Annotated in this window: 22 protein-coding genes and 1 pseudogene; 15 read left to right on the plus strand and 8 right to left on the minus strand. The window is 73.7% G+C overall.

The window, feature by feature from the left end:
* Positions 1-262: pseudogene (locus tag ACIQUT_RS29470) on the plus strand (hypothetical protein); the annotation flags it as partial.
* A gap of 91 nt (positions 263-353) precedes the next feature.
* Positions 354-1,031 (plus strand): hypothetical protein, encoded by a 678-nt coding sequence (locus ACIQUT_RS29475; protein WP_403567186.1) that lies wholly within the window; start codon positions 354-356, stop codon positions 1,029-1,031.
* A gap of 184 nt (positions 1,032-1,215) precedes the next feature.
* On the opposite strand, the gene ACIQUT_RS29480 is transcribed toward ACIQUT_RS29475, so the two are convergent.
* The 4 genes from ACIQUT_RS29480 to ACIQUT_RS29495 form a co-directional block, all read right to left on the minus strand.
* Positions 1,216-2,619: a CoA transferase gene (locus ACIQUT_RS29480; RefSeq protein ID WP_403567188.1), complete on the minus strand. Its 1,404-nt coding sequence runs from the start codon at positions 2,617-2,619 to the stop codon at positions 1,216-1,218.
* Between the two features lie 31 nt (positions 2,620-2,650).
* Positions 2,651-3,295, minus strand: a complete 645-nt coding sequence (locus ACIQUT_RS29485; RefSeq protein WP_403567190.1) for a hypothetical protein — start codon at positions 3,293-3,295, stop codon at positions 2,651-2,653.
* Between the two features lie 131 nt (positions 3,296-3,426).
* Positions 3,427-4,545: a glycosyltransferase gene (locus ACIQUT_RS29490; RefSeq protein WP_403567192.1), complete on the minus strand. Its 1,119-nt coding sequence runs from the start codon at positions 4,543-4,545 to the stop codon at positions 3,427-3,429.
* A complete protein-coding gene (locus ACIQUT_RS29495; RefSeq protein WP_403567193.1) occupies positions 4,542-5,081 on the minus strand; it encodes a WcaF family extracellular polysaccharide biosynthesis acetyltransferase in 540 nt (179 codons plus the stop codon). Before ACIQUT_RS29495 ends, ACIQUT_RS29490 begins: the two co-directional genes overlap by 4 nt.
* Before the next feature lie 97 nt (positions 5,082-5,178).
* On the opposite strand from ACIQUT_RS29495, the gene ACIQUT_RS29500 reads away from it, so the two are divergent.
* Entirely contained in the window at positions 5,179-6,708 is a 1,530-nt protein-coding gene (locus ACIQUT_RS29500; protein ID WP_403567195.1) for a hypothetical protein, read from the plus strand.
* Between the two features lie 77 nt (positions 6,709-6,785).
* On the opposite strand, the gene ACIQUT_RS29505 is transcribed toward ACIQUT_RS29500, so the two are convergent.
* The gene (locus ACIQUT_RS29505; protein ID WP_403567197.1) at positions 6,786-7,289 is read right to left on the minus strand and encodes a MarR family winged helix-turn-helix transcriptional regulator; all 504 of its coding nucleotides are present in this window, start codon (positions 7,287-7,289) and stop codon (positions 6,786-6,788) included.
* 72 nt (positions 7,290-7,361) lie between these two features.
* Here ACIQUT_RS29505 and ACIQUT_RS29510 point away from each other — a divergent pair, with 72 nt between their 5' ends.
* Positions 7,362-8,648 carry an MFS transporter gene (locus ACIQUT_RS29510; protein ID WP_403567199.1) on the plus strand — a complete coding sequence of 429 codons (1,287 nt, stop codon included), beginning with the start codon at positions 7,362-7,364 and terminating at the stop codon, positions 8,646-8,648.
* Positions 8,649-8,712: 64 nt separating this feature from the next.
* Positions 8,713-9,435, plus strand: coding sequence for a CDP-alcohol phosphatidyltransferase family protein (locus ACIQUT_RS29515; protein WP_403567201.1), 723 nt, complete (start codon positions 8,713-8,715; stop codon positions 9,433-9,435).
* Here the strand turns inward: ACIQUT_RS29515 and ACIQUT_RS29520 are convergent.
* A complete protein-coding gene (locus ACIQUT_RS29520) occupies positions 9,416-9,913 on the minus strand; it encodes an adenylyltransferase/cytidyltransferase family protein (RefSeq protein ID WP_403567203.1) in 498 nt (165 codons plus the stop codon). The two genes, ACIQUT_RS29515 and ACIQUT_RS29520, sit on opposite strands and share 20 nt — an antisense overlap.
* Positions 9,914-10,070: 157 nt before the next feature.
* Here ACIQUT_RS29520 and ACIQUT_RS29525 point away from each other — a divergent pair, with 157 nt between their 5' ends.
* Genes ACIQUT_RS29525 through ACIQUT_RS29535 form a run of 3 tightly spaced genes read left to right on the plus strand, consistent with a single transcriptional unit; the run spans position 10,071 to position 14,223 of the window.
* On the plus strand, positions 10,071-11,276 hold the full coding sequence (locus ACIQUT_RS29525) for a glycosyltransferase (RefSeq protein WP_403567364.1): 1,206 nt from the start codon (positions 10,071-10,073) through the stop codon (positions 11,274-11,276).
* Positions 11,273-13,009 (plus strand): lipopolysaccharide biosynthesis protein, encoded by a 1,737-nt coding sequence (locus ACIQUT_RS29530; protein ID WP_403567205.1) that lies wholly within the window; start codon positions 11,273-11,275, stop codon positions 13,007-13,009. The genes ACIQUT_RS29525 and ACIQUT_RS29530 overlap by 4 nt, the downstream gene beginning before the upstream one ends.
* Positions 13,006-14,223, plus strand: a complete 1,218-nt coding sequence (locus ACIQUT_RS29535) for a hypothetical protein (RefSeq protein ID WP_403567207.1) — start codon at positions 13,006-13,008, stop codon at positions 14,221-14,223. The genes ACIQUT_RS29530 and ACIQUT_RS29535 overlap by 4 nt, the downstream gene beginning before the upstream one ends.
* Before the next feature lie 12 nt (positions 14,224-14,235).
* Here the strand turns inward: ACIQUT_RS29535 and glgX are convergent, their stop codons facing one another.
* Positions 14,236-16,512, minus strand: a complete 2,277-nt coding sequence (glgX, locus tag ACIQUT_RS29540; protein WP_403567208.1) for a glycogen debranching protein GlgX — start codon at positions 16,510-16,512, stop codon at positions 14,236-14,238.
* Positions 16,513-16,691: 179 nt separating this feature from the next.
* Between glgX and ACIQUT_RS29545 the strand changes: the two genes are divergently transcribed.
* The 7 genes from ACIQUT_RS29545 (at position 16,692) to ACIQUT_RS29575 (ending at position 24,432) form a co-directional block, all read left to right on the plus strand.
* Entirely contained in the window at positions 16,692-17,912 is a 1,221-nt protein-coding gene (locus tag ACIQUT_RS29545; RefSeq protein WP_403567366.1) for an Ig-like domain-containing protein, read from the plus strand.
* A gap of 170 nt (positions 17,913-18,082) precedes the next feature.
* Positions 18,083-19,057, plus strand: a complete 975-nt coding sequence (locus ACIQUT_RS29550) for a collagen binding domain-containing protein (RefSeq protein ID WP_403567210.1) — start codon at positions 18,083-18,085, stop codon at positions 19,055-19,057.
* 142 nt (positions 19,058-19,199) lie between these two features.
* Complete coding sequence (locus ACIQUT_RS29555) at positions 19,200-20,423, plus strand: Ig-like domain-containing protein (protein ID WP_403567369.1); 1,224 nt, start codon at positions 19,200-19,202, stop codon at positions 20,421-20,423.
* A 107-nt stretch (positions 20,424-20,530) separates the two neighbouring features.
* Positions 20,531-21,298 carry an enoyl-CoA hydratase/isomerase family protein gene (locus tag ACIQUT_RS29560; protein ID WP_179175537.1) on the plus strand — a complete coding sequence of 256 codons (768 nt, stop codon included), beginning with the start codon at positions 20,531-20,533 and terminating at the stop codon, positions 21,296-21,298.
* Positions 21,299-21,547: 249 nt separating this feature from the next.
* A complete protein-coding gene (locus ACIQUT_RS29565) occupies positions 21,548-22,051 on the plus strand; it encodes an ATP-binding protein (RefSeq protein WP_403567212.1) in 504 nt (167 codons plus the stop codon).
* A 384-nt stretch (positions 22,052-22,435) separates the two neighbouring features.
* On the plus strand, positions 22,436-23,242 hold the full coding sequence (locus tag ACIQUT_RS29570) for a polysaccharide deacetylase family protein (protein ID WP_403567214.1): 807 nt from the start codon (positions 22,436-22,438) through the stop codon (positions 23,240-23,242).
* Complete coding sequence (locus tag ACIQUT_RS29575; RefSeq protein WP_403567216.1) at positions 23,239-24,432, plus strand: YncE family protein; 1,194 nt, start codon at positions 23,239-23,241, stop codon at positions 24,430-24,432. Before ACIQUT_RS29570 ends, ACIQUT_RS29575 begins: the two co-directional genes overlap by 4 nt.
* Here the strand turns inward: ACIQUT_RS29575 and ACIQUT_RS29580 are convergent.
* Positions 24,429-24,770, minus strand: coding sequence for a tRNA-dependent cyclodipeptide synthase (locus ACIQUT_RS29580; RefSeq protein ID WP_403567371.1), 342 nt, complete (start codon positions 24,768-24,770; stop codon positions 24,429-24,431). The two genes, ACIQUT_RS29575 and ACIQUT_RS29580, sit on opposite strands and share 4 nt — an antisense overlap.
* Positions 24,771-25,108: the final 338 nt, after the last annotated feature.

Below are 25,108 nucleotides of genomic sequence, written 5' to 3' on the forward strand. Positions count from 1 at the left end.
CGGCACCTGGAGCGGAGACACCACCTCCTACACCACCAAGCCGGCCGTGGGCACCACCCCGCTGGGCAGCTTCGCCGCCATCCCGGACGGCTCGGCCCTGCACACCGCCCCGCTGGACACCGCCGCCGTCACCGCGGCGCTCGGCACCAGCTACAGCATGGCGCTGACCAGCCCGGGCACCGACCCGCTGTGGCTGTGGTCCAAGGAGGCGACCGCCGCGGACGCCGCCCCGCAGCTGATCCTCACCTTCGGCCCGAAGTAACCGCACGGGGAGCGCGGGGCCCGGCCGTCCGACGCCGGGCCCCGCGCTCGCTCCGCCTCCCGAACAACCGGCAAGTACAGGAGCCCTCCTGATGTACCGACGCTCCGCCGCGGCTGCTGTTCTGCTGGCCGCAGCCCTGACCCTGACCGCCTGCAGCTCCGGCGGCGACAGCAGGTCCGACGAGGCCGCCAAGCCCAAGCCGCCGGCCTCCTCGCCGGTCCCGGACCCGGCGGACGCCACCGGAACGCCCCCCTCGCCGGAGGCGAAGCCGACGGGCCCCGTCCTCCCGGACGCGAAGCTCACCCCGAAGACGGGCACCTTCACGGACAAGGAGAAGAAGTACCTCAGCGGCCGCGTGCCCGAGAAGATGGACCCGGCGGCCTACCTGCAGACCGGACAGGAGTCCTGCCAGAGGGTGGAGCGCACGGCCAAGCGCGACAAGGACGCGGCAACCGGAGCCGTCATCGCCGGCGAGATCCCCGACGCGACGAACGCGATCAACCACCTGTGCCCGGAGCAGAAGCCGATCCTGGCCGCCGCCGAGAAGGGCTTCCCGGACGGCACCCGCCCGGCGCCCGCGCAGGGCACCTACCGGGCGCTGACCACCCAGGGCACGGCCTGCACCTGGCAGGTCAAGGGCAAGGACGGCGCGGTGCTGGCCTCCGGCCCGGAGACGGCCCCGAAGCCGGGCGACAAGATCACGGCCGCGGTCCCGGCGGGCGGCGCGGAGTTCACCTCCACGGGCTGCTACGCCTGGATCCCGGCCTGACCCGCACCACCACACCACGACCAGCGCCCCCGCGGCCCCGGACCACCGGGCCCGCGGGGGCGCTGCCGTATGCGGCGCAGGCCGCACTGCAGGGCCCGGACGGGGGCAGGATGCAGGCCCGGCCCGGCCCGGGCGCAGGGCCCGGCCCGGGCGCAGGGCCCGGCCCGGGCGCTGAGGCCTCCCGCTACGGTCGTTCGCCGGCCGGGAGCCAGCGGGCCGGGTCGGTGCCCCAGCGGGAAGGGCCCGCGGGCCAGTCGCCCGGACCCGCGGCCAGCGGCGGCGCCGCGTACCGCAGCGTGCCGTACGCCGACGGGGTCTCCCGCAGCCACGCCCCGGGCTCGGGCGCGCCGGGCCCGTCGGCGGCATCCGCGGACCCGCCGGAGCCGGCCGGCCGCCGCGGCACCTCCCGGACCAGCCAGGAGGCCGTCCCGGCCAGCGAGAACCGCAGCACCCGCCCGCCGCCGTCCGCCAGCGCGCGCAGCACCCCGGCGGCCAGCAGGTACCCCGTCCCGTGGTCCAGCGCCTGAGCCGGCAGCACCCCGGGCGTCCCGTCGGGGCCGGCCTCCGCCGCGGCGATCCCGTACCCCGCCTGGACCAGCGAGTCGAAGCCCCGCCGTCCCGCCCACGGGCCGTGCCACCCCCAGGCGCACACCTGGGCCACCACCAGCCCCGTCCGGCGCGCCACGAGTTGCCCGGCGGCCAGGCCGTACCGGTCGAGGGCTCCGGGCCGGTACCCCGCGACCACCACGTCGGCCTCCGCCAGCAGCTCCTCGAAGACCTCCCGGTCCGCCCGGTCGGCGAGGTCCAGGCGCGTCGAACGCTTCCCGAAGCCGGTGTCGGCGTGGGCGTCGTCCGCCTCGGGCAGCCCGGGCGGGTCGACCCGCAGTACGTCGGCGCCGAGCAGCCCGAGCGTGCGGGTGGCCACCGGCCCGGCGATCACCCGGGTCAGGTCGAGGACCCGCACCCCCGAGGCGGGCAGCCGGCCCGGCCCGAGCTCCCGCCCGCGCCCGCCGGTCTCCCGCACCTCCACCAGCGGCTGCGGCGCCCCGAACCCCTGCGCCACGGCGACCGCCAGCCCGCCCGCCGCGTACACGGCCTCCTGCACCTCGACGGCCTTCCGCCCGGCGAGTTCGGCCCGCAGCCGCTCCGGCGTCAGCCCGCCGGCTCCGGCCCCGGCCCCGGCTCCGAGCGCGCGTTCCAGCGCGGCCCGGTGGTGCGGGTAGTTGGCGTGGGTGCGCAGCCATCCGTCGGCGGTGCGCCAGAACCCGGACAGCGGTGCGAAGGACACCGGGGCGCGTCCGTCGACCCGCAGGTGCCGCTCACTGGTGAACGCGGTCGACACGGCCCCCTCGTCGACCACCAGGCCGGGCAGGTCCGTCACCGGCCTTCCCGCCCGTACGGCCGCCAGCTCGGCGGCGGCAAGGGAGCACACCCCCACGGTCGCCCGGGCCAGTTCGGGCACCGGCAGCCGGGACGCGCCCAGTGCCCCGGCGCCCCGGTACCCCACCCGCCCGGTCAGCCCGGGCGCACCGCCGAGCGCCGTCCACGCCTGCCGGGTCGCCGGGTCCGTGTCGTCATCGATGATCATCCGTTTATTCTCGGTCGCCGGGACCCGGCTGTCAGCTGTAGGCGATGGCGCAGCCGCGGCGCAGTGCGTGCTCCGCGGCCCCCAGGTACAGCGCGGTGAAGCAGGCGGCGTCCACGTCGTCCAGCCAGGGGCCGGCGCCGTGCGCGGCGGCGGCCCGCTCCGCGTCCAGGTCGTGGAACCAGTTCGTCAGCGCGAGACTCCCGGCGTCCCGCGGCACGCCGTCCGGCAGCCCCAGTACCGCGGCGAGCCGCCGGCCCGCCTCGGCGGTGCGGTGCGCGCTGCGGACCCGGGCCCCGTCGCCGTCCGGCTCGGCCGGGACCGGCAGTTCGATGACGCCGTGGAAGTCGACCGGCACCAGCACGTCCCAGTCCAGCAGGGCCTCCTCGCACCGCCAGTCGGCGGGCTGGGCCCGGCACAGCGCCTCCAGGCCGTCGTAGGGCCGGTTCACCTTCTCCTCGAACCGGTCCTCCCGCTGTACCGGCCGGTTCCGCCGGCCGAACCGGCCCAGCATCCCGCCCAGCATCCCGCCCGGCCCCGGCCCCGGTGCGGTGGCGGCCGGGGTGAAGGAGCGGAGCCCCCGCCGCGCCAACTCCTCGTCGAGGGCGGTGCCGAGGGGGCCGTAGACCTCCCCGTTCGCCCATGCGGCCGCTTCCACGTCCACCACGTAGATCCCCATGCGCCCAGGCTAAGCCGCGGCAGCGCCCCGCAGGGGCGCGGGGAACTGCGGGACCAGCCCCCACCGGCCCGCGGTGTCATGACCGGACTTCCCTCGGAACGCTCAGGCGGGCCGCCGACAGCGGCCGGGGCTCAGCGGCGCCGCGCGGCCTCGTAGACGGGCAGGAGGGTGTCGAGGACCGCGTCCATCGAGAAGGAGTCCGCGGCCAGGCTCCGCGCCGAGCGGGAGGCGGCCGCGTTCGCCGCCGGGTCCAGCAGCGACAGGACCGCCGCGGCCACGCCCTCCGGCCCCGGCTCGACCGCGAGGCCGGCTCCGGCCGCCGCGACGTCCTTGGCCAGGCCGTTGGAGTGGGTCACCACGCTCGGGACGCCCACGGCGAGGGCCTCCAGCACCGACATCGGGAACGGCTCGTCCACCGACGGCAGCACGTACACGTGGGCCCGCCGCAGCTCGGCCTGCACCTCGGCGCCGGACAGCGCCCCCGGCACGGTGAACCGGTCCGCCAGGCCGAGCTCCGCGATGCGTGCGAGGACGGCGGCACGCTCGCCCTCGTCGGGGCCCGCGACCACGAACTCGGCGTCCGGGTGCGCGGCGAGGACGGCCGGGGCGGCGTCGACGAAGTCCACCGGCCGCTTGCGGGCCTGCAGCCGGGCCGAGTACAGGATGCGCGGCGGTCCGCTCGGGGCCGGGCGGGCGTCCTGCTCCGGGGTGCCGTTGACCAGCCGGACCGCGCCCGGCAGCGGGCCGCCCGCGACGGCGTCGAGGCCGTCGCGCTCGTACGGGGTGAGGTGCAGGACCGCGTCCGCGCCGCGCAGCAGCCGGCGTACGGCCAGCGCGTCGAGGACCTTGGCGAGCAGTTTGCCGCTCGGGTCCACCATGCCGTGGGTCTGGAGCACGAGGGGCCGTCCGGCGCGCAGCGCCGCCAGGGCCACGGGCAGGGTGACGAGGTCCCGGGCCAGGTGGACGTGGACCACGTCGGCGTCGCGTACGAGGCGCCCGGCCGAGGCCAGCAGGGCGGGCGAGGTGATGCCGCTGAAGCCGAGGGGGAGCAGCCGGCGGGCCGGGAACAGCCGCGCGGGGACGCCCTCGACCGAGGTGGGCCAGGGGTCGCCGAAGCCTTCGCCGAGGGCCACCAGGCCGGCCTCGTGGCCGCGCGCCCGCAGCCCCTTGGCGAGGTTGAGCGCGACCCGCACCGGCCCGCCGAAGGCGTTCGCGGGAGAGTGCAGGGTGACGGCGTGCAGGACTCTCACTTCGGCTCCTCCACCGGGCGGCGCTGCCCGTCCAGGGTCTGCAGGGTCAGCGCGGGGAGGTCCTTGTGGACCACCGCTCCGGCGCCCGCCACCGCGCAGCGGCCGACCGTGACGCCGGCCAGCACCGTCGCCCGTACCGCGACCCATGCGCCGTCCTCGACGGTGATCGGCGCGTTGCGGTAGCGGAAGTCGGCGGCACGGTGGTCGTGGGAGCCCGTGCACAGCATGGCCTCCTGCGAGATGCACACGTGCGAACCGATGGTGACCGGCTCCAGGTTGAGCAGCCAGGCCCCCTCGCCGATCCACGTGTGGTCGCCGACGGTGAGCTTCCACGGCCACAGCACCCGCACCCGGTGGCGTATGAGGACGCCCTCGCCGATCCGCGCGCCGAACGCGCGCAGCAGCGCCACCCGCAGCCGGGCCGGGCAGAACCACGCCATGAACACCGTGTTCATGACGGCGAACCAGAGCGCCTGGGTCAGCAGCCCGCGTCCTTTGTCGTATCCGGCCAGCGTGAAGGCAGGAAGATCACGCACCGCTCGCCCCTCGTCGTTCCGCCCCGGCCGCGCCTCCCCGGCGCGGCCCGCTCAGACTAGACTGCGCGCGGACCAGGCACATGGGGTGGGGGCAGCAGTGGCAACGGACGTACGCAACCCCCTCCTTGCGGCGTTCCGGCCGGAGGCGCGCAACCCCTTCGAGGAGGCGGACGCGAACCGCTGGGGCCGCGTCACCAGCCCCCGCACGCTGCTCTCCCGCGCGCTGTCGGTCCCGCTCATCCTCGGATTCACCGTCTTCCTGCCGCTGTTCGTCGCCAGCCGGCCCGGCGACGGCCAGCGCGATGCTGCCTTCTGGCTCCAGCTGCTGCTCACCATGTACGCGGGCGCCCGCCTCTCGGCGATGGTGCTGACCAGCCGCCGCAAACTGCTCCAGGGCTCCTTCTGGCTGTTCGTGTACATGGCGATGGGGGTGGCCCCGCTCGCCCAGGCGGTCCTGGGCCGGGTGCCGACCCCGGTGGTCGGCCCCCGCTCGGACCTCACGCTCGCCATCGGCCTGGTGCTGCTCGGCTGCACCGCGTTCGACGTCGGCGTGCTGCTCGCCCGGCACCGCCCGGCGGGTCGGGCGGGCGGCTCCCGCAAGGAGCGCCGCCCGGTGATGGCGCACCGGCGCCGCCTGCAGCTGCTGACGGTGCTGGCCTTCCTGTGCAGCAGTGTCTTCATCGTCAAGCTCGGCGGCCCGGCGGTGTTCTTCTCCAGCCGCCAGGAGATCATCGCGGGCATCGAGGAGGCGGGCGTCTCCAACGGCGACGGCCAGGCCGGCCAGGCGTTCCTGCGCGGCTTCGGCACCGTGCCGGCGCTGCTCGCGCTGCTGCTGTACACGCGCTGGCTGATCACCTCGGAGTACGCCCGCCGCAAGGTCTCGATCATCGTGGCCTGGGCGGCGCTGTGCGTGCTGAACCTGATCGTCAACAACCCGGTCTCGAACCCGCGCTACTGGTTCCTCACGGTCATGTTCGCGCTGCTCTTCACCGTCTTCCCGGTGAGCGCCGCGATGTACCGGGTCGCGCTGTCGATGGCGGTGGTGGTGGCCCTGCTGCTCTTCCCCTTCGCGGACCGCTTCCGGTACGACGAGAAGAACTACAGGCCGGTCGAGACGACCTCGTTCCTGGAGCCGCTGGCGCTCAAGGACTACGACCAGATCGGCATGTTCGCGAACACGATCACCTTCTCCGAGTCCGGGCCGGGCCACTTCTACGGCCGTCAGCTCGCGGGGTCGGTGTTCTTCGCGGTGCCGCGCTCGGTCTGGCCCGGCAAACCGCGGGACACCGGCGTGATGGTCGGCCAGTGGATGGGCACGGTCAACACCAACCTCTCCTCCCCGATCTGGGCGGAGCTGTGGATCGACTTCGGCCCCCTCGGCATGGGGGCCGGACTGCTCGGCATGGGGTACGCGGCCGCGCGCGTGGACCGGCGCTACGCCAAGCGGGCCACCCGCCGGGCCCCCTCGGGGAGCCTGATCTCGGTGGTCGTCCCGCTGGTCGCCGGGTACTCGTTCATCCTGCTGCGCGGGCCGCTGCTGCAGGCCTCGGGCCGGGTGGCGATCGCCGCGCTGTGCCTGGCGCTGGTGGCGACGTACCGGACGGACAAGTCCACCACCCTGCGCTGAGCCGCCGGGCGGGGCTCCGGCGCCGGGCGGAGGGTCCGGCCGGGCGGAGGGTCCCGCCGGGCGGAGGGTAGGTCCGGTTACTTCGACTCGACGTGGAGGAGCATCCGCTTGAGGAGGGCCGAGAGCGCTGCGCGCTCCGCGTCGTCGAGGGGCTCGATCATCTCCGCCTCGGCGATGCCCCGCCAGCGCATGGCCTCGCCCCACCGCCGGTGGCCGGTGTCGGTCAGCTCGACGTCGACCCGGCGGCGGTCGCCCGCGGCGCGCACCCGGCGGACCAGCCCGGCCCGCTCCAGGCTGTCGAGGCGGCCGGTCATCCCGGCGGGGGACAGCAGCAGTTCGGCGGCGAGCTCGGCGGAGGGGGCCCGCCAGGGCGTGCCGCGGGAGGCGAGCCGGTGCATGGTCTCGAACTCGAACTCCTGCAGGCCGGTCTCGGCCAGGGCCCGCTCCTTGCCGTACTTGACGTGCTTGGCCAGCAGTTGGATCCGGGTGATGACCCCCTCGGTGGGCACGTCGAAGGGCACCTTGCCGCTCCAGCGGGCGATGTGGCGGTCGACTGAGTCCTCGGGGTCCACTGCGTCCATGCCGGAAGTATCGCACTCCCGCACGCATATTTTCGTTGACGAATGATTCGCTGGCGAAATAACCTCGCCGCCATGACCTCGCCGATCAGGCGGCTCCTCGCCGGCCGTACCGCCGCGGCCCTCGCCACCGCCCTCATCCCCACCACCCTCACCCTGGCCGTCGTGCGCACCGGTTCGGCCGGCGACCTCGGCATCGTGCTCGCGAGCGAGCTGCTGCCGATGCTGCTCCTGCTGCCCGTCGCCGGCGTCGTCGCCGACCGCCACCCCGCCCGGCGGGTCGTGCTCGCCGCCGACCTGGTCCGCGCCGCCGCCCAAGTCGCCATCGGAGTCCTGCTGTTGGCCGGCCCCGTGCGGATCGGCTGGCTCGCCGTGCTCGCCGCCGTCACCGGCGCCGGCGTCGCCTTCGGCACGCCCTCCGCCCGCACGCTCGTCGCCGCCGTCGTCCCGGCGCCGGACCGGCTGCGCGTCAACTCCCGGCTGGCGGTGGCCGGCGGGCTCGCCCAGATCGCCGGACCCGCCGCGGCCGGCGGCATGATGCTGGCCCTCGGGGCCGGCTGGTCCTCCCTCCTCACCGCCGCCCTGTTCACCGCCTCCGCGCTCACCCTCGGCGGACTGCGGCCCCCCGCTCCGACCGCTGCCGCCCCGGCCGGCGGCCCCGCGTCCGCCGCCCCGGCCGCCACCCCGGCAGCCGCCCCCGCTGCCCCCGCCGCCCCCGCTGCCCCCGCCGCCCGGGCCGGCTTCGCCGCCGAGCTGCGGGGCGGCTGGGCCGAGGCCCGGCGCCACCCCTGGTTCCTGGCCAACGTCCTCGCCCACGGCGTCTGGCACCTCGCGGCCGGACTGCTGCTCACCCTCGGGCCGCTGATCGCCGTGGAGAGCCTCGGCGGGGCCGGCTCCTGGGTCGTCATCGCCCAGGCGGGCACGGTCGGGATGCTCGCCGGGGTCTGGGCGGCCGGCCGGCTCCCGATCCGCAGGCCGCTGCACGGCGTGGCCGTCGGGGCCGCCGCCCAGGCCCTGCCGCTCGCCGCCTTCGCGCTGCGGCTGCCGGTGCCCGTGACGGCGGCGGCCCTCTGCGTCGCGATGTTCGGGCTGGGGGTGCTCAGCCCCCTGTGGGAGACCGAGTTGCAGCGCCGCATCCCGCTGGAGGCGCTGGGCCGGGTCGGCTCCTTCGACACCCTCATCTCGTTCGCGGCCCGCCCGTTGGGCCTGGCGGTGGCCGCTCCGCTGGCGGGGGTCACCGGCACCGCGGCGCCGCTGCTGGCCGCCGCCGTGCTGAGCGCCGCCGCGAACCTCGGGGTCCTGCTGCTTCCGGACATCCGTCGGCGGCCGGCGGAGCGGGAGCCCGTTTCCGCCCTGCGATGATGTGGCCTTCGTACACACGTGCCTCACCCGTGCACGTGTGCCGACGCCGGGATCAGGGGTACGCATGTCACGTTTCGGAGCCGCGCTGCGGGAGCTGCGCGGGGCGCAGAAGTCGGCGAAGGGGGTCTCGCTCTACTCGCGGTTCGTCAACCGGCCCGCGGGGCGGTACCTGGCGGCCTCCTCCCACGTCCTCGGACTGACCCCGAATCAGGTGACCCTGGTCAGCGCCGCCTTCAGCTTCGCCGCCGTGGCCGCCGTCGCCCTGGCCGCGCCCTCCTGGGGGCTGGGGGTCGCCGTGTGGGCGGCCCTGGCCGTCGGCTTCGCCTTCGACTCCGCCGACGGGCAGCTCGCCCGGCTGCGGGGCGGGGGCAGCGCGGCCGGCGAATGGCTCGACCACGTCGTGGACTGCGCCAAACTGACGGCCCTGCACACCTGCGTGCTCATCGCCTTCCACCGCTTCCCCGATGCGTACGGGACGGGCGGCGCCGGCTGGCTGCTGGTGCCGCTGGGCTTCCAGTTCGCCGCGGTCGTCACCTTCTTCGGCGGGCTGCTGACCGAGAAGCTCAAGCCCAAGCCCGCCCCCGGCAGCCCCGCCGCCGCACCCTCGACGCTGCGCGCGGTGGCGTTGCTGCCCGTGGACTACGGGGTGTTCTGCCTGGTCTTCCTGCTGCTGGGCGGCGGGGGGCTGTTCCGCTGGGCGTACGCCGGACTGGGCGCCGTCGCGGTGCTGTTCCTGCTGGCGTTCCTCGCGAAGTGGTACCGGGAGCTCAACGCCGTTCCGCGGTGACGGAATCCGCGGGCGGCTCGGCGAGCGCGTCCAGGGCCCGGCGCAGCTGGGTGCTGGACGTGTGCACCGTGTAGGGGAAGTACACGACGTCGACGCCGACGGCCGCGAAGTCCCGTTCCAGCTTGTCGCCCTTGGCCGTGCCCCGCCAGTCGTCGCCCTTGAAGAGCACGTCGAAGCGGACCTGCTTCCAGGTCTCCACCTTGTCGGGAACGGTCTCGACGAACGCGGCGTCCACGTACTTCACACTGCGGACGATCTCCAGCCGCTCCACCAGCGGGATCATCGGGCGCCGCCCCTTGGCCAGTTCGGCCATCTCGTCGGAGACCACGCCCGCCACCAGGTAGTCGCACTGACTCCGGGCGTGCCGAAGGATGTTGAGGTGTCCGATGTGGAAGAGGTCGTACGCGCCCGGCGCGTAGCCGACTCGATACGGTCGGCGCGCCCCCGCGCCCAGTTCGGACATGTCCCGCTCCGTCATGAGTGACCCCCCAGCAACCACACCCCCCGGTGTGGTGGATTAGCAGACAATAGCGTGCACGTTCCGCGGCGTGCGGGTGAACGCATAGGGTGACGTGCGCATCATCCTGGGGAGAAGGGGACCTCACGTGTCCACATCCGGTCACCGGCGCCTGCTGCTGGTTTCCACCAACTACGCTCCCGAGCACGCGGGAATCGGCCCGTACGCCACCCAGATCGCGGAGCACTGGGCGGATCTCGGCCACGAGGCGCACGTCCTCGCCGGCATGCCGCACTACCCGTCGTGGTCGCTCGAACCGGAGTACAAGGGCGCACTGCGGCGCACGGAACGGCGTGCGGGAGTCACCGTGCACCGGCGTGCGCACACCGTGCCCGCCGTCCAAACCGCCGTGAAGCGCGCCCTGTTCGAAGGATCGATTCTTCTCCACGGTGCCGCCGCCCCGCCCCGGATGCGCCGCCCGCACGCGGTCATGGCCCAGATGCCCAGCCTGGCCGGCGGTGTGCTCGCCGCCCGCCTCGCCGCGAAGTGGAAGGTGCCCTTCGTCCCGGTCGTCCAGGACCTGATGGGCGCCGCCGCCGCACAGAGCGGCATCAGCGGCGGCGACAAGGCGGCCGCCCTCGCCGGACGCGCGGAGGCCTACGCCCTGAAGCGGGCCACCCTCGTCGGCGTCATCCACGAGACCTTCGTCGACCGCGTCGTCGGCATGGGCGTGGACCCGAAGAAGATCCGCCTCGTGCCCAACTGGTCCCACGTGCCCCAGCCGACCAAGCCGCGCGGCGAGACCCGCCACCACCTCGGCTGGGCACCCGGCCAGACCGTCGTGCTGCACTCCGGCAACATGGGCCTCAAGCAAGGCCTGGAGGTCCTCGTCGGCGCCGCCCGCCTCGACCCGGACGTCCGCTTCGTCCTGATGGGCGACGGCAGCCAGCGCCCCGCCCTGGAGGCCCTGTCGGCCGACGTCCCCAACCTGGACATCATCCCCCCTGCCGCCGACGGAGAGTTCCCGGATATCCTCGCGGCGGCGGACGTACTCGCCGTCACACAGCATGCGGCCGTGCTCGACATGAGCGTGCCGTCCAAACTGACCTCCTACTTCCAGGCCGGCCGTCCCGTCGTCGCCTCCGTGGCGGCGGAGGGCGGCACCGCCCAGGAAGTGGAACGTTCGGGCGCCGGGGTGCTCGTACCGCCGGAGGACCCCGGGGCCCTGCTGAAGGCCGTACGGGTCCTCGCCGAGGACCCCGAGGGCGCCGACGCACTGGGGGCGGCCGGGCCCCGCCACGTGGCGGCCCACCTGAGCCGTGACGCGGGCCTGGCCCGCATCGACGCACTGATAGACGAAGCACTTGGGGGTCCGCAGCAGTGATCGAGACGAACCGCCCCGCAGCGGTCCCCACCGAGGACGAACCCGACCTCCTCCGGGACCAGTTCCGCCAACTCCTGCGCTACCGACGGCTCATCGGCGCGGGCATGGGCATCGGACTGCTGGGCGGTGTCTACCTCGGCATCTCCACCGCCGACACCTACGTCGCGACCACGGACGTGGTCCTGCGCGCGCCCACCGACGACCCGTTCAACCCGAGCCTCGCCCCCGACAAGGCGATCAACATCGGCTCCGAGCGCCAGGTCGCCCTCTCCAGCTCCATCGCCAACGAGGCCGCCAAGAAACTCGGCGTCTCCGCCAAGGACTTCGCCGCCCTGCGCGCCGGCCTCCAGGTGACCAACCCGCCGCAGACCATGGTCCTGCGCTTCACCTACACCGCCTCCTCCCCGAAGGAGGCCGCGAAGCGCGCCAACGCGATGACCGACGCCTACCTGCACAAGCGGCAGGAATCGCTCGACGTCACCCGCGACACGATGGTCAAGGGCTACCAGGACCAGCGCGACCCCGTCGCCAAGCAGCTCGACGAACTCGTCAAGCAGATCAACGGCATGCCGGCCGGCCCGGCGCGCGACACCGCCTACTCCTCCAAGACCGACCTGCAGAGCAAGCTCAACACCCTCAACGGCAACATCGCCAAGCTCCAGGCCCTGGACATGACCCCCGGCCGGGTCACCAGCGCCGCCACCCCGCCCAGCGACGGCGACGGCCCCGGCATCCCCATGTCCCTCGCCCTCGGCGCAGCCGTGGGCCTCGCCCTCGGCCTCCTCGCCGCCTGGGTCCGGCTCGTCTTCGACCCGGCGCCGCGCTCCGAGGGCGACGTCGCGCGCGCCCTGCGCGCCCCCGTCCTGGGCTCCCTGCCGCGGGACAAGAGCGCCGGCGGGCCGCTGCTCGCGGCCGGCGAGGAAGACCCCCGCCTCGCGGAGGAGTTCCGCCAGGTCGCCTTCCGGCTCGCCTACGACTCCCGCTTCGCCGACCGGCGCCGCCTGCTCGTCGTCGCCCCGCGCGGCAGCAGCGAGATCGCCGCCGCCGTGGCCGTGAACCTGGCCGCCTCCTTCGCGGAGACCGGCAAGGACGTCCTGCTCATCGAAGCCGACCTGCGCACCCCCGTCCTGGCCAGCCAGCTGCCCACCGACGCCGGCGGCCGGCGGCGCCAGATGCCGGACACCCCCGCGCAGGGCGACTCCGACTGGCCCGACGGCCGCCAGCTCGTCGTCGACGCCGGCGAGTCCGGCGCCTTCGACCTGATCCCCGGCGACCGCGTCCGCAACGTGGCCCGCGCGCTGACCTCCCCGCGCGCCACCCGGCTGATCTCCGAGGCCGACTCCCCCAACTCCACCGTCGTGGTGCTCGCCCCGCCCGTCCTGTCGTACGCCGACGCCCTCGCCCTCGTCGACCGCGTCGACGGCGTCCTCGTCGTCTGCGACCCGCGCGCCGTCCACCGCAGCGACCTGAGCCGGATCCGCGAGCTGATCACCGGCGCCGGAGGCACCGTGCTCGGTGCCGTCGTGCACGCCCCGCTGCCGGTCGAGAAGCGCGGCCGCGGCGGCAAGTCCAAGGGCGCCTCCCCGGCCCAGGCCCAGGCCCCGGCGCCCGCGCCCCGGCAGCAGCCCCGGCCCGAGCCGCTGACCCGGCAGCCGGCCGGGCACGACCAGCACATCCCGGGCGACGGCACCGACACCGTCGCCCTGCGTACCGTCCGCATGGGCAACAGGTGAGCCGGCGGGCCCTCGCCGCCGTCTCCTCCGTCCTCGACCAGGCCGCCTCCAGCGCCACCAACATCCTCGTGCTGGTGCTGGCGGCCCGGCTGTCCCCGGCGGCCGGCTTCGCCGACTTCTCCATGGTGTACGTGGCGTTCAGCGTGCTCCTCGGGCTGAACATGGCGTACGTCGGCCAGACGGTGGTCCTGGAGAAGGACGGCGGCCGGCTCGGCGCCGTGTGCCGCTCGGCGGCCGGGTTCACCGCGGCCGCCGCGGCCGCCGCCGGCGCGGTCCTCGCCGCCGCCGGCCTGGCCCTGCCCGGCGCCGTCGGACGGGCCTTCCTCGCCCTGGGCCTGGTCCTGCCGATCGTCCTCGTCCAGGACGGCCTGCGGTACTGCTTCTCCGCACTGCGCACCCCCGAGCGGGCCCTCGCCGCGGACGCGCTGCGGCTGGTGTGCGTCGTCGGGGCCCTGCTCGCCCAGCCCGAAGGGGCCTCGCCCGGACGGCTGGTGCTGGTGTGGGGGCTGTCCGCGCTCCCGGCGCTGGGGCTCGGCCTGCTGCTGCTCCGCCCGTACGTGCGCGGGGCGCGGGCGGACCTGCGCCCGTACCTGCGGCGCGGCCACCTCGGGCAGCGGTTCGTGGTGGAGTTCGCCGTCGGCAACGGCTCCAGCCAGCTCGCGGTGCTGGGCCTCGGCGTCTTCGCGACCCCGCTCGCGGTCGGCGCGCTGCGCGGCGCCACCACCCTCTTCGGGCCGCTGAACGTCCTGTTCAACTCGGCGAACGCCTTCGGCCCGCCCGTGGTGGGCCGGGCCTCCGGCAAGCGCGGCGTGGTCCGGCTGACCCTGCTCTTGGGCGCCGCCCTCGCCGTCCTCGGCGCCGGCTGGGCGGCCGTGCTGTACGCGCTGCCCGACCGGACGGGCCGGCAGCTGCTCGGCGACACCTGGGGGGCGGCCGCCGCGCTGCTGCCCGCGACCGGCGCGCAGTACGCGGTCATGGGCCTGGGCACCTGCGCCCTGCTCACCCTGCGGGTCCTCGCCCCGAAGGCCACCCTCTCCCTCCAGGTGGTCTTCTCCCTGCTGTCCGTGGTGTTCCTGCTCGGCGGCTACGCGGCCTTCGGCGTCACCGGGGCGGCCTGGGGGCTGGCGGCGGGCTCCGCGCTCAAGGCCGCGGCCGGCTGGCTGCGGGTGGCCCGCCTCCGGGCCCCCGCCGAGCCGCCGGCCACCGCCGCCTGACCCCGCGCCCCCTCAGTCCGCCACCCGCAGCAGCAGCACCGACCGGGCCGGCACCGTGAGCGTCTGCCCGCCGCGGTGCCGGGTGCCCGGCGGCTCCGCCTGGTCCTCCCGCGCGGTGTCCAGCAGCAGCTCGTACTCCCGCGCCCACGGCGGCCCCGGCAGCACCCACGGCAGCGGCCGGTCCCCGGCGTGCAGCAGCGCGAGGAAGCTGTCGTCGCCGACCTGCCGGCCCTGCGCGTCCCGCCCCGGAATGTCCCGCCCGGACAGGTACATGCCGAGGGCGGCGGTCGGCGCGTACCAGTCCCGCTCCGTCATCTCGGCGCCCGCCGGAGTGAACCAGGCCAGGTCCCGCAGCCCGTCCGCGCCCTGCGCCCGGCCCGAGAAGAACGCCCGCCGGCGCAGCACCGGGTGCCGCCGGCGCAGCTCCACCAGCCGCGCGGTCAGCGTGCACAGCTTCCGCCAGGCCGGATCGTCCAGCAGCGACCAGTCCACCCAGCCCGTCTCGTTGTCCTGGCAGTACGCGTTGTTGTTGCCGTCCTGCGTGCGCCCGAACTCGTCGCCCGCCACCAGCATCGGCACCCCCGTGGACAGCAGCAGCGTGGTCAGCAGGTTGCGCAGCTGCCGCCGCCGCAGCCGGCGGATCCGGGCGTCGTCCGTCTCGCCCTCCGCACCGCAGTTCCACGAGCGGTTGTCGTTCGTGCCGTCCCGGCCCGCCTCGCCGTTGGCCTCGTTGTGCTTGCGCTCGTACGACACCAGGTCGCGCAGGGTGAAGCCGTCGTGGGCGGTCACGAAGTTCACCGAGGCGTACGGCCGCCGCCCGCCCCACGCGTACAGGTCGCTCGACCCCGACAGCCGGTACCCCAGGTCCCGTACGTCCGGCAGAGCGCCCCGCCAGAAGTCCCGCACCGCATCCCGGTAGCGGTCGTTCCACTCCGTCCACAGCGGCGGGAAGGCCCCCACCTGGTAGCCGCCCGAGCCGACGTCCCACGGCTCGGCGATCAGCTTGACCCGCCTGAGGACCGGGTCCTGGGCGATCACCGCGAGGAACGGCGAGAGCATGTCCACGTCGTGCATCGACCGGGCCAGCGCCGCCGCCAGATCGAAGCGGAAGCCGTCCACCCCCATCTCCGTCACCCAGTAGCGCAGGGAGTCCGTGATCAGGCGGAGGACGTGGGGGCGGCCCGCGTGCAGGGTGTTCCCGCAGCCGGTGTAGTCCGCGTAGCGGCGCTGGTCGGACTGGAGCCGGTAGTAGCCGCGGTTGTCGATGCCGCGCAGCGACAGGGTCGGGCCCAGCTCGCCCGCCTCCGCCGTGTGGTTGTAGACCACGTCGAGGATGACCTCGATCCCCGCCGCGTGCAGCGCCTTCACCATCCGCTTGAACTCGCCGACCTGCTGCCCGGCCGTACCCGACGCGGAGTAGCCGGCGTGCGGGGCGAAGTAGCCGATCGAGTTGTAGCCCCAGTAGTTGCGCAGCCCCCGGCGCAGCAGGTGGTCCTCGTGCGCGAACTGGTGCACCGGCAGCAGCTCGACCGCGGTCACCCCGAGCCGGGTCAGGTGCTCGACCGCCGCCGGATGGGCCAGGCCCGCGTACGTGCCGCGCAGCTCCTCCGGGATCCCCGGATGGCGCATCGTGAACCCGCGCACGTGCAGCTCGTAGATGACCGAGTCGGCCCACGGGGTCTTCGGCCGGACGTCGTCCGCCCAGTCGTCGTCATCGTGGACCACCACCCCCTTGGGCACGAACGGTGCCGAGTCCCGGTCGTCGCGCACCGTGTCCGCGATGTACTGCTGCGGCCAGTCCCGGACGTGCCCGTACACCTCCGGCGGCAGCACGCCGTAGTCATTCCCCCTGCCGCCGTCGACGGCCCGCGCGTACGGGTCCAGCAGCAGCTTCGCCGGATTGAACCGGGCCCCCGTCCAGGGGTCCCAGCGGCCGTGCACCCGGAAGCCGTACCGCTGCCCGGGCCGCACACCCGGCAGGAAGCCGTGCCAGATCTCGTGCGTCAGCTCGGTCAGCGCACACCGCGTCTCGGCCCCGTCCGCGTCGAACAGGCAGACCTCCACGGCCTCCGCGCCCTGCGCCCACAACGCGAAGTTGGTGCCCGCCGTCCCGTCCGGCCCGGCCCGGAACCGCGCCCCCAGCGGGTGCGAGGACCCCGGCCACACCGGGGGCCCCTCGGGCGGCGCGGCCCGCCGCACCGGCTCCCGGCCCTGCGCGACAACGCCCGGGGCCCCGACTGCCCCCACGGCTGCGGCATCCACCGCCTCTTGCTCGGCTGCGCTCGACACTGCCCGCCTCCACGGCTCTGGGTACCGGCGGGGGCAGGGCTGTGCGGCCCGGGCGTCCCGGCCCGGTCCCGCCCCCGTCTGGTCCTTCCCACTGTTCTGCCCGGACAGTTCCCCCCGGAACGTGGCCCGCGGCCACGTTTCCCCCGGGGGGCCCGGTCGTTGGAGGGGGCGTGAGACTTGTGACGAGGCGGGCAGGGGCGGGCTGGACCGCCGTGGCGGCATGGGCGTGCCTGCTGGGCGGCCTGGCCGGATGCACCGGGGAGGGCCGCTCACCGGTCGAGATCCAGCTGCCCGGCAAACCCCGGGCGCCCGAGGAGGCCATCCGGATCACTCCCGAGGACAACGCCAAGGGGGTCCCCGCCGACGGCCCGCTGACCGTCCGCGTGCCCGAGGGGCGTCTGGAGCGGGTCGTGGTCACCAAGGTGGAGGACGCCCAGGAGGAGCACGTCCCCGGCAGCATCGCCCCCGACGGCCTGAGCTGGAGCCCCGACCCGAAGGCCGGGAGGCTCGCCCTCGCCGCCAAGTACACCGTCGACGCCGTCGCCCGCGACGGCCACGACCGCCGCCAGGCCCGGCACACCACGTTCACCACCTTCGTGCCCGGGGAGCGCTTCATCGGCTACTTCAAGCCCGAGAACCGCTCCACCGTCGGCGTCGGCATGATCGTCTCGTTCAACTTCAGCCGCCCCATCGAGAACCGGGCCGAAGTGGAGCGGGCCATCACCGTCACCGCCGACCCGGCCGTGGAGGTCTCCGGCCACTGGTTCGGCCGCAACCGCCTCGACTTCCGGCCCAAGCAGTACTGGGAGCCGGGCACCGAGGTCTCCGTCAGGATGCGGCTGCGCGACGTCCAGGGCGCCCCCGGCGCGTACGGCATCCAGGACAAGACCGTCCGGTTCACCGTCGGCCGCTCCCAGGTCTCCACCGTGGACGCGGCCGCGCACACCATGGAGGTCCGCCGCGACGGGCAGCTCGTCTCCACCGTCCCGATCACCGCCGGCGCGCCCGAGAACACCACCTACAACGGGAAGATGGTGGTGATGGAGATGTTCGACGTCACCCGCATGAACGGCCAGACCGTCGGCTTCGGCGGCGAGTACGACATCCCCGACGTCCCCCACGCGATGCGGCTGACCACCTCCGGGACCTTCCTCCACGGAAACTACTGGGCGAGCCCCGACAGCTTCGGCTCCACCAACGTCAGCCACGGCTGCGTCGGCCTCCGCGACGACAAGGGCGGCGGCTCGGACACCCCCGCCGGCTGGTTCTTCGACCGGACCCTGGTCGGGGACGTGGTGGAGGTCGTCAACTCGACGGACAAGACGGTGGCCCCGAACAACGGCCTCGGCGGCTGGAACATGTCCTGGGCCGACTGGGTGGCCGGCTCCGCCATCGCCTGACCCGGATCGGCCGGCACCGCGCGCACCGGCCGGCCCGGCCCCGCCGCTGCCCGCACGGGTGATCCGTGTGATCGGAATGCCGTAGCGGGCGAGTGTCCCCGCACGCCCCGCCCGCCTCCTGCGTCCAGCCTGTCAGGGCACATCAGCGCAGGCGACGGAGACGGAGCGTCATGGCAGCAAGGAACTGGGCCCTCGGGATCGCGATCGGAGCCGTCCTGGCCGCGGCGGCGCCCGCCGGCGCCCTCGCGGCCGCACCCGGCACCGCCACCCCGCCCGCCCCCACCGGGACGGTCGCCGTCCGCAAGGTCGACGCCGAGGGCACCGCCCTCTCCGGCGCGACCTTCCAGCTGTGGCGGGAGGCGAACGGCGTCGAAGGCCTCCAGGTGGACGGCACCGCCCGCGACGAGCTCGTCAGGGGCTCCTGCGTGACCGGCGCCGACGGCCTCTGCCAAGGGGTGGCCCCGGTCGGCACGTACCACTGGCGCGAGACCGCCCCGCCCACCGGGTACGAGCTGCCCGAACAGCCGGTGGTCACCGTCGTCCTGACCGAGGCGAACGCGGCCGTCGGGGTCACGGTGACCGTCCCCGGCACCCGCGAGGAGACCGGGGGCGGGATCCGGGTCCTGAAGAAGGACCGCACGACGGGGCAGCCGCTGCGGGGTGCCGTGTTCGAGCTCTGGAAGGAGGCGAACGGCACGGCGGGCCTGCAGACCAAGGGCGGCAGCGCGGACCTCCTCGTCCACCCGGGCTGTGCGACGGACACCGGGGGCGCCTGCGCCTTCGACGGGCTGGAGGAGGGCTCGTACTACCTGCGGGAGACTGCCGTCCCCGAGGACTACGCCCTTCCGCCGAACCGGGTCACCGGCCCGTTGCGGCTCGACGCGAACACTCCGGGCGGAACGCTCGATGTGACGCTGCACAACGACCGCGACCACCAGGGCAAGGGCAAGGGCGAGGACAAGGACAAGGGCGAGGACAGGGGAGAGGAAAAGGGCAAGGGCGAGGAAAAGAGCGAGGACAAGGACAAGGCGGAGGACAAGGACAAGGCGGAGGACAAGGGCAACGGAGAGGAGCGGGAGCACCCGGACAACGGCACGGAGCCGATGCCCGGCCCGGACCTCCCGGGGCCGGAGTGGCCCGCCTGACCACCCCGCCCCGCCATACCGCACGTCTTGGGACGGAACGGTGACATGACCGTTTCTCTTCGTGATATCTCCCTGTGATTTGCTGTCGGCATGCGCGCGACCGTCCGCGCGCGGGGGACATGGGGAGAAGAGAAAAGTGAACCTGCAGCCGATACGCGGCCGCGCCCGCCGTACCGGCCTGCCGGCCCTCCTGCTGGGAGCGGCGCTGCTGTTCACCAGCGCGTGCAGCGGCGGCGGGTCGGGTGGCGGTTCGGGGGCCGGCAACGGCGGCGCCGCCGGGGGAGGCAAGGCCGGCAACGAGGCGTCGAAGGCCGTCGTCAGCGTCAAGCCGGACGACGGCTCCAAGGAAGTCGAGACCAGCGGCGTCCTGAAGATAACGAGCACGGGCGGCAAGCTCACGACGGTGACGGTCGCCGACACCAAGGGCAATGCGGTGGAGGGCAAGCTCGCCGCCGACGGGACGAGCTGGGAGCCGGCGCGCCACCTGGCGTCGGCCACCGAGTACAAGGTGCACGCCGTCGCCAAGGACGAGGCGGGCCGGGAGTCCGCCAAGGACACCACCTTCACCACCCTCACCCCGAAGAACACCTTCGTCGGCCACTACATGCCGGAGGACGGCCAGACCGTCGGCGTGGGCATGCCGGTGTCGTTCAACTTCACCCGCGGCATCACCAACCCCGAGGCCGTCGAGAAGGCCATCACGGTCACGGCCGAGCCGTCGGTCCCGATCGAGGGCCACTGGTTCGGCAACGACCGCCTCGACTTCCGCCCGGAGAAGTACTGGGCCGCGGGCACCAAGGTCACCGTGAAGATCGCGCTCGACGGTGTCGAGGGCCGTCCCGGCGTCTACGGCAAGCAGACCCGGACGGTCACGTTCACCGTCGGCCGCTCGCAGGTCGCCACGGTCGACGCGGCCGAGCACACCATGCAGGTCGTCCGCGACGGCCAGGTCATCAAGAACATCCCGATCACCGCGGGCGCCCCGGCGACGACCACCTACAACGGGCAGATGGTCATCAGCGAGAAGTACAAGGTGACCCGGATGAACGGCGCGACCGTCGGCTTCGGCGGCGAGTACGACATCTCCGACGTCCCGCACGCGATGCGCCTGTCGAACTCGGGCACCTTCGTCCACGGCAACTACTGGGCCTCGTCGAGCACCTTCGGCTCGGAGAACGTCAGCCACGGCTGCATCGGCCTGAAGGACGTCCGCGGCGCCGGCGACGGCAACCAGCCCGCCGCCTGGTTCTTCAACGAGTCGCTGATCGGCGACGTGGTCGTCGTGAAGAACTCGAAGGACAAGCAGATCGCCCCCGACAACGGCCTCAACGGCTGGAACATGGACTGGGCGGAGTGGATCAAGTAGTCCCCGCCGCCGCGTAGTCGGACCTGCCCCGAAGCGGCCCGGTGCTGTGACCCACAGCACCGGGCCACTTCTGTTAACCGGTGTTAACCGGGGCTAACCTTCCCCGTATGACCCTCTCTCTCGAAGTCTCCGAAGGTGTCGGCACCATCCGCCTGGACCGGCCGCCCATGAACGCCCTGGACATCGCCACCCAGGACCGGCTGCGCGAGCTGGCGGTGGAGGCGACCGACCGGTCCGACGTCCGCGCCGTCATCATCTACGGCGGCGAGAAGGTGTTCGCGGCCGGCGCGGACATCAAGGAGATGCAGACGATGGACCACGCGGCGATGGTCGCCCGGTCCCGCGCGCTGCAGGACGCCTTCACCGCCGTGGCCCGGATCCCCAAGCCGGTCGTCGCGGCCGTCACCGGCTACGCCCTGGGCGGCGGCTGCGAGCTGGCCCTGTGCGCCGACTACCGCATCGCCGCCGACAACGCGAAGCTCGGCCAGCCCGAGATCCTGCTCGGCCTGATCCCGGGCGCCGGCGGCACCCAGCGGCTGTCCCGGCTCATCGGCCCCTCCAAGGCCAAGGACCTCATCTTCACCGGCCGCATGGTCAAGGCCGACGAGGCGCTCGCCCTCGGCCTCGTGGACCGCGTCGTGCCCGCCGCCGAGGTGTACGAGCAGGCGCACGCCTGGGCCGCGAAGCTCGCCCAGGGCCCGGCCATCGCGCTGCGCGCCGCCAAGGAGTGCGTGGACGCGGGCCTGGAGGCGGACATCGACACGGGCCTGACCATCGAACGCAACTGGTTCGCGGGCCTGTTCGCCACCGAGGACCGCGAGCGCGGCATGCGCAGCTTCGTCGAGGAGGGCCCGGGCAAGGCCAAGTTCCTCTGATACGTGTCCGGTTCTCGCCGGTCCTCCCTGGGGGTGGATTAGCCCCGCCTTAAAGCAGGGTTAAGGAGGGCCGGCGGTCCACTCCGGGGGGTCGTCGCCGCGCGGTGCGTCACCGCAGATCAGGGTGGTTGTGCCGGTGTCCGATTGCCCAACGCATATGCCGGGGCAGTGTTTTGGGGGCCGTCGCCGCAGGGGGTGTTTTCCTGCGGAACGGCCCGGACGGGCGCACCGGCCGTCCATGATGGGTTCATGGCGGGCCTGGAGGGTGTGGAACAGCCGCGGCAGCGCAGCAGCGCTTCCGCCGCACGGCCGACGGCGGCTCTGGAGGACGAACAGGGCCTCAGGGCCCTGGAGTTGTACGGGAATCCGGCCGAGGGGGAGGTGACGCTGCCGTCCATGCCGGAGTCGGCCGGCACGGCCCGCCGGCTCACCCAGTACGTGGTGATCCGCTTCTGGGGTTTCTCGCCGCAGGTGTCCGAGCACACCGTCCTGCTCGTCTCCGAGCTCGTCGGGAACGCGGTGCGGCACACCGGCGCCCGCTCCTTCGGCTTACGGATGCAGCGGCGGCGCGGCTGGATCCGGGTCGAGGTGCGCGACCCCTCGCGCGGGCTGCCCTGTCTGATGCCGGTCCACGAGCTGGACACCACCGGCCGGGGCCTCTTCCTCGTCGACAAGCTCTCCGACCGCTGGGGCGCCGACCTGCTGCCGCGCGGCAAGATCACCTGGTTCGAGATGCGGGTGGCCGACCGCTGAACCGGTCCGTGAACGCCTGAAGCCCCCGTTCGCCGTAGTGCGGCGCGTGGGGGCTCCATGGGTGCGCCGAGGATCGAAGGGGGTGTGATCCTCGGCGGGGCGACTTCGCTCGGGTCAATGGGGAAGCCGTGCTTCCGACTATGGCAGACGGGGGACCGAATGCCAAAAGTCCCAACTTGGACATAAGTGTGCAAATCCCAAGAGTTTGCATCTAAATCCCAGGCGAGGCCGGCCGCCTACCTCGTAATCAGTGAATAGGTATCCACTCCTCCGTGTGATTCCTTGATCCTGTGGCGGGTGGGCCGCCATACGGGTTCACTTCGACCGGAGTCCCGAAATGGGTCAATCGTTATCTTTGGGGGAATTTCCCACTTAAATGGGCGGGTGCTCTGCTACCCGGACCGCCGATCCGCCCTCCGCGCCGGCACGGCGGCCGCCACCGCCGCCCTCGCCGCCGCGTGCGGAGCCGCGGCGGGCGGCCCGGCCCCCGCCCCGCACACCCCGCAGGCCGAACCCGCACCGGCCGTCCCCGCCCGCCCGCCGGGCGCCGCCCCCGCCCCGGCACCGGCCCCGCGCCGCTTCCCCGGACAGCCCGAGGAGATCGGGCACGGCCCCCGCAACCGCCCCCGGGTCGCCCTCACCTTCCACGGCAACGGAGACCCCGCCACCGCCCGGGCCGTGCTCGCCGAGGCCGAACGCGCGGGCGCCCGGGTCACCGTCCTCGCGATCGGCGCCTGGCTCGACACGTACCCGGACATCGCCCGCCGGGTCCTGGACGGCGGCCACGAGCTCGGCAACCACACCCAGCGCCACCTTGCGATCAACGACATGGCCGAGGCCGAGGCCTACGCCGAGATCACCGGCTGCGCCCGGCGGCTGAAGCGCCTCACCGGCTCCATCGGCACCTGGTTCCGCCCCTCGCGGACGCAGTACGCCACCCCGCTCGTCCGGAGGCTGGCCCGGCGGGCGGGCTACCCGCACGTCCTCTCGTACGACGTGGACTCCCTCGACTTCACCTCGCCCGGCGCGGCGGCCGTCATCCGCACCGTCACCGGGACGATCCGCAGCGGATCGGTGGTGAGCCTGCACTTCGGCTACGCGGACACGGTCGACGCGATGCCGCCCCTCCTCGAAGAACTCGCGCGCCGCGAACTGCGCGCGGTGACCACCACGGAGCTGCTGACCCCATGACGACCACCCGCCTTCCCCGGAAGGCCACCGTGCTCCTGGCCGGTCTGGTCCTCGCCGCCCTGGCCGGCTGCGGATCGGCCGGCGGCAAGGGCCCCGCCGAGGCGCTCGGCTCCGAAGCCGCGGCCCAGCCGCCCGTCAAGGCCGTCCCGGCGGTCCCGCCCGGCCTCGCCGGCATGCCGCCGCTCCTCGACCCGAACGACGTGTACGCGGCCGACCGGCCGAACCAGCTCTCCCCGGTGGTCAAGGACTTCCCGTCCCGGGTCTACGTGCCGAACACCACCTCCAACACGGTGTCCGTCATCGACCCCGCCACGTACAAGGTCATCGACACCATCCCGGTCGGCATCCAGCCCCAGCACGTGGTCCCGTCCTGGGACTTGAAGACCCTGTGGGTCAACAACAACCGCGGACACACCCTCACCCCGATCAACCCCGCGACCGGCGAGGCCGGCGAGCCCGTCGAGGTGCACGACCCGTACAACCTGTACTTCACGCCGAACGGCAAGTACGCGGTGGTCATGGCCTCGATGGACAAGGAGCTCGTCTTCCGCGACCCGCGCACCATGAACCGGGTCAAGACCGTCCCGGTGACCTGCTTCGGCGTCAACCACGCCGACTTCTCCGCGGACGGCCGCTACTTCATCGTCTCGTGCGAGTTCTCCGGCGAACTCCTCAAGGTCGACACCGAGAAGATGGAGGTCGTCGCCCAGCAGAAGCTGCCCTACGAGGGCGCCATGCCGCAGGACGTCAAGATCTCCCCGGACGGCAAGACCTTCTACGTCGCCGACATGATGGCGCACGGCATGTGGGTGTTCAGCGGCGAGCAGTTCGACACCCCCAAGCTGCTGCCCACCGGCAAGGGCTGCCACGGCCTGTACGTCAGCCGCGACTCCCGCGAGATGTACATCTCCAACCGCGGCGAGGGCAGCATCTCGGTCTACGACTTCCAGCAGGGCAGGCTCACCAAGAAGTGGCAGCTGCCGGACGGCGGCAGCCCCGACATGGGCGGCGTCTCCGCCGACGGCAAGGTGCTGTGGCTGTCGGGCCGCTACGACGGCGAGGTCTACGCGATCGACACCGCCACCGGCCGGCAGCTCGCCCGGATCCCGGTGGGCGGCGGCCCGCACGGCCTGGCCGTCTACCCGCAGCCCGGCCGCTACTCCCTCGGCCACACCGGCGTCTTCCGCTAGAGCCCGCCCCACCGCACTCCACCGCACCGCACGGCACCGCACGGCGCCCCGGGAGCCCGCACGGCCTCCCGGGACGCCGCCGCGCCCTCACCATCGGCCCCCTCCAGCAGGACGAGGACGAGGTAGCCGAAACAGACCTGCAACCGGTCCGCCGTGATGGATTCACCTTCCGGCAACTCCGACCCGACGAAATGGAGGGCCGTCTCCTCGCATCCCTTGCGGAATTCGTCGTCGGTTTCCGGGAAATGGAGTACCCGCCGGTGCGGCAGTCGGTGAACGGGATGGGACTGGAACTCCGAAAGTGCCCGTACGCGGACCCCGCAGACGGGTGCCCTGATTCCCCGACACCCTTGAGGACCGGCCGCCGAACCGCCTTGACCGAGGACTCACTTCGATGGGCGCAGGGTCCCCCTCATACCGGATAGGGCGGCACACGCGGGTGAAGGGCAGAACTTCGAATGATGCGTCTGCCGTGATCGTCACCTGTGTGATCGCCCTTGTTGCCGCTTGTCCCTGGCGGCCCTGCGCTCCTGGTGTGGCGGCAATGCCGGTACGTTATGCGGCGACTCAGGAATGCGACGAGTCCGAGGTGGATTTCTTGGTCGGAATCACGACTTCCGTGCTGCGGAACGGTCATTGAATTTCTTTCTGCCGTCCGAACGGGACCCGGTAGCGG

Source organism: Streptomyces sp. NPDC090445 (genome assembly GCF_044769385.1).
Lineage (GTDB): Bacteria > Actinomycetota > Actinomycetes > Streptomycetales > Streptomycetaceae > Streptomyces.